4 protein-coding genes and 1 pseudogene are annotated in these 4,058 nt (G+C 75.4%); 1 reads left to right on the plus strand and 4 read right to left on the minus strand.

Annotated elements, in window-relative coordinates; translation table 11 throughout:
* Positions 1-359 (plus strand): annotated as a pseudogene (locus QM633_RS12195) (hypothetical protein); the annotation flags it as partial.
* Between the two features lie 35 nt (positions 360-394).
* On the opposite strand, the gene QM633_RS12200 reads toward QM633_RS12195, so the two are convergent.
* The 4 genes from QM633_RS12200 to def are packed head-to-tail and all read right to left on the minus strand — an operon-like array spanning position 395 to position 3,927.
* Complete coding sequence (locus QM633_RS12200; RefSeq protein WP_415154031.1) at positions 395-1,012, minus strand: LysE family translocator; 618 nt, start codon at positions 1,010-1,012, stop codon at positions 395-397.
* Positions 1,009-2,397 carry an RsmB/NOP family class I SAM-dependent RNA methyltransferase gene (locus QM633_RS12205; protein WP_415154032.1) on the minus strand — a complete coding sequence of 463 codons (1,389 nt, stop codon included), beginning with the start codon at positions 2,395-2,397 and terminating at the stop codon, positions 1,009-1,011. The genes QM633_RS12200 and QM633_RS12205 overlap by 4 nt, the downstream gene beginning before the upstream one ends.
* A 55-nt stretch (positions 2,398-2,452) precedes the next feature.
* Entirely contained in the window at positions 2,453-3,379 is a 927-nt protein-coding gene (gene fmt / locus QM633_RS12210) for a methionyl-tRNA formyltransferase (protein WP_415154034.1), read from the minus strand.
* A gap of 2 nt (positions 3,380-3,381) precedes the next feature.
* Positions 3,382-3,927, minus strand: a complete 546-nt coding sequence (def, locus tag QM633_RS12215) for a peptide deformylase (RefSeq protein ID WP_415154036.1) — start codon at positions 3,925-3,927, stop codon at positions 3,382-3,384.
* Positions 3,928-4,058 lie beyond the last annotated feature (131 nt).

The raw sequence follows: 4,058 nt of genomic DNA on the forward strand, positions 1-4,058 counted from the left end.
GCGGCCGGGTCCCGGTCTGGGTGGGCGGTGTGCTGCCCGCCCGTCGGCCACTGCGGCGGGCGGCCCGGTGGCAGGGCGCCGTCCCCATCGCGTACGCCGATGGGCAGCTGGTCCGGCCGGGACCGGACCAGCTGGCCGCCGCGGGCGAGACCATCGCCGCCGAGCGCGGCTCACTCGACGACTTCGATCTGGTGGTCTGGGACCGGGTGGCCGCCGGCCCGACGGCCGCGGCCGCCCTGAGGGCGGAGATCCCCGCCCACCAGCGACTGGGCGTGACCTGGTGGATCGAGTCGCCGGTCCCCGGGCGCGACCGGGACTGGATGGCCCTGCTCCGCGACCGGGTCGCCACCGGGGTGTAGGGACCCGGCGTGCCGCGGCTCCGTCCGGGCCCGGCTCAGCCCTCGGCCCCGAGAGCCGCCGCGAACCCGAGGAACACCGCGCCGGTGGCACCCTCGATGCCGCGACGCACCGTCCGGTCGGCGAGCGCGCGGCGCGCCGCCGTGGCCGCGGCGACGATCGTCAGCAGGACCACGATGCCGCACAGGGTCAGCGTGAGCGCGTAGGCGAGCAGGACGCCGAGACCCGCGCCGGCCCCCACGAACTGGGGCAGCACCGCCAGGTTGAAGGCCAGCACCTTCGGGTTGGTGATGTTGCACAAGAAGCCCTGGCGGAACGCGGTCGGCGGCCGCACGGCCGGGCCGGAGCCGGCACTCCAGCCGGCCCCGCGGTTGCGGATCGCGCCGAGGATCGCCGTGACGCCGAGGTAGACCAGGTAGCAGACCCCCGCCCAGCGGATCGCGGCGAAGACCGGTTCGGCGTGGGTGATCACGGCGCCCAGGCCGGTCGCGGCGAGGACGCCCTGGATCGTGCCGGCGATCGTGATGCCGAGCGCCGTCCACAGTCCACGGGTGCGTCCGCCCAGCACGGTGCTGCGCAGGGTGAGGAACGAGTCCGGACCCGGCGCGACGGCGACCGCCGCGGCGAAGAGCACGAAGGCGAGGTAGTGGCTCATCGCGACCTCCTGAGCAGAGCGAGGAACATGGCGTCGGTGCCGTGTCGGTGGGGCCAGAGTTGCACGGTGCCGGGCACCGGGCCGGCCGCGTCCGGGATGCGGGCGGCGACGCCGCCGATCCTCGCGATGGCCGCCTCGCCGCGCGCGGCCAGGACCGCCTCCACCACTCCTCCGGTCTCGGCCAGCACGGGAGAACAGGTGGAGTAGAGCACCAGCCCACCCGGCCGCACCAGGCCGAGCGCCGTGGTGAGCAGCCCGCGCTGGAGCTCGACCAGGCCGGGCAGGTCTCCGGGGCTGCGACGCCAGCGGGCCTCCGGCCGCCGCCGCAGTGCACCGAGGCCGCTGCAGGGCGCGTCGACCAGGATCCGGTCGAAGGACCCGGGTGGGTACGGCGGGTGCAGGCCGTCCCCGGCCACGACCCCCACCGCACCCGGGACCGGACCCCCGGAGACCTCGGTGAGGTTGCCACGAACCAGCCCGGCCCGGTGCGGCTGTCGCTCGTTGGCCACCAGCACGGCACCGCGCTCGGCGGCGAGCGCCGCCAGCAGGGCGCTCTTGCCGCCGGGGCCGGCGCACAGGTCCAGCCAGACCTCTCCCGCCGGGCCATCCGACCCATCCGACCCATCCGACCTGTCAGACCTGTCCGGGCCGGCCCGGTCCCCTCCCGACTCGGCCAACGCCAGTGCGACCAGCTGCGAGCCCTCGTCCTGGACCCCGGCCCGGCCCTCGGCGACGGCCGGTACGGCGGACGGCGACCCGCTCTCGAGCACGACGCCGAAGGGCGAGTAGCCGGTCGGCGTACCGGGCAGCTCGGCCACGCCGGCCCGTCCGGGTCGGGCGACCAGGGTCACCCGGGGCGCGAGATTGTCGGCGGTCAGCAGCGCGTCGGTCTCCTCGACGTCGCCGCCGAGCGCCTCGCGCAGCAGTGCGACGACCCAGCGCGGATGGGAGTGCGCGACGCTCGCCCAGCCGTCGTGGTCGACCTCCCGGTCCGGTGCTACCTGGGCGATCCACGCCGCGAGCGGCTGCCGAGCGATCCGGCGTAGGACCGCGTTGACGAATCCCGCCGCCCGCTGATCGGCCTTCGTCCGGGCGAGCTCGACGGTGGTGCTGATCGCCGCATGGTCGGGCACCCGCATGGCGAGCAGCTGATGGGCGCCGAGCCGCAGCAGATCGAGCACCTTGGCCTCCACCCGGCCGCGGTCCACGCAGGCGGCCACCACCGCGTCGTAGGTCCCGCGCTGCCGCAGGGCGCCGGAGGCGAGCTCGGTGGCGAACGCGGCATCGCGACCGCCCAGGCCGAGCCGGGCCAGCACGTGCGGCAGCACCAGGTTGGCGTAGGCGTCCTCGACCCGGACCGCACGCAGCACCTCGTAGGCCGCCAACCGCGCCGGGTCGGCCGGACGTCGCCCCCGCGGCCCGGCGGCGGGACGACGACGGTCACGCGAACCGGGCACCGGACTCCAGCCGTACGCCGCGCGCCCAGTCGGCCGCGGCCATCTCCTTCTTGCCGCTCGGCCGCACCCGACCCAGCCGCACCGGGGCGGTGCCGGTCCCGACGAGCACGTCGCGCTTGCCGATCGACAGCTCACCGGGCGCGAGCATCGGCGAGCCGACGGCCGGCTTCACCGGCCCGAGCTTGACCCGCTCCGAGCCGCATTGCGTCCAGGCGCCCGGAGCCGGGGTGCACGCCCGGATCCGACGATCGACCGCGACCGCGGGCTCGGTCCATTCGACGTGCGCGTCCTCGGTGGTGAGCTTCGCGGCCATCGAGATCCCCTCCGCGGGCTGTGGCCGGGCCTCGAGCGAACCGTCGGCGATGCCGTCGAGGGTGGCGGTCAACAGGCCCGCGCCGCCTTCGGCGAGGGTGGCGAGCAGGCCGCCCGCGGTCTCCTCGGGTCCGATCGCCTGTGTCATCACGCCGTAGGTCGGGCCGGCGTCGAGCTCCTTGACGATCCGGAACGTGGTGGCGCCGGTGAGCTCCTCACCCGCCCAGATCGCGCGCTGCACCGGCGCCGCGCCACGATAGGCGGGCAGCAGGGAGAAGTGCAGGTTGATCCAGCCGTGCGGCACCAGGTCGAGCACCGACCCGGGCAGCAGGGCACCGTAGGCCACCACCGCGCAGACGTCCGGGGCAAGCGCCGCCAGCTCCTCGGCGAACCCGGGATCGCGCGGATGCTCCGGCGTGAGCACCGGTACGCCGAGCTCGACGGCTCGGACGGCGACCGGGCTCGGCACCAGCCGGCGACCCCGGCCCACGCGGGCATCCGGCCGGGTGACCACCCCGACCAGGTGGTGGCCGCTGGCGGCGATCGCGTCCAGCGACACCACGGCCACCTCCGGGGTGCCGGCGAAGACGACGCGCACCGCTAGAGACCCAGACCGCGGGTGGCGTGCGGGCTGACCTTGACCGTCGGCCGCTCGAGCCCGAACCAGTCCGACTCGCGGATCTGCTTCATCGCCGCCTTGCGGGCGGCCTGGTCGAGCCGGTCGATGAAGAGGACCCCGTCGAGGTGGTCGGTCTCGTGCTGGATCGCCCGGGCCAGCAGGTCCGAGCCCTCGACCACCACCGGCTCACCGTGCTGGTCGAACCCGTGCGCCACCACCAGCTTGGCGCGCCGGCAGTCGTAGCTCAGCTCCGGCAGGGAGAGACAGCCCTCGTCACCGTCCTGGATCTCCTCGGACAGGCCGAGCTCGGGGTTGACCAGGTGACCGACCTCGCCGTCGACGTACCAGGTGAAGACCCGCAGCCCCACCCCCAGCTGCGGCGCCGCCAGGCCCGCGCCGGGCGCCGCCAGCATGGTGTCGGTCAGATCCTGGACGAGCCGGCGCAGCTCCTTGTCGAAGTCGACGACCGGCACGGCCTTCTGCCGCAGGACCGGATCGCCGAAGAGTCGGATCGGCTGGATCGCCACGGTGCTCCTCGGGTCAGGCGACGTGAACTCCCCCAAACTACCTGCGCCGCGGCGGCTGGCGCGAAGCGAGCCGGGCCGAGTTGGGCCGGGCCGAGCCGGGCCGGGCCGGGCGTCAGCGCGAGCGGGCCCGA

The sequence above is a fragment of the Propionicimonas sp. genome, assembly GCF_047606205.1.
Taxonomy (GTDB): Bacteria; Actinomycetota; Actinomycetes; order Propionibacteriales; family Propionibacteriaceae; genus Propionicimonas.

What these genes read in the sequence shown, in the direction of transcription:
- QM633_RS12200 (WP_415154031.1), bottom strand. Translation starts at nt 1,012, where the DNA reads ATGAGCCACTACCTCGCCTTCGTGCTCTTCGCCGCGGCGGTCGCCGTC.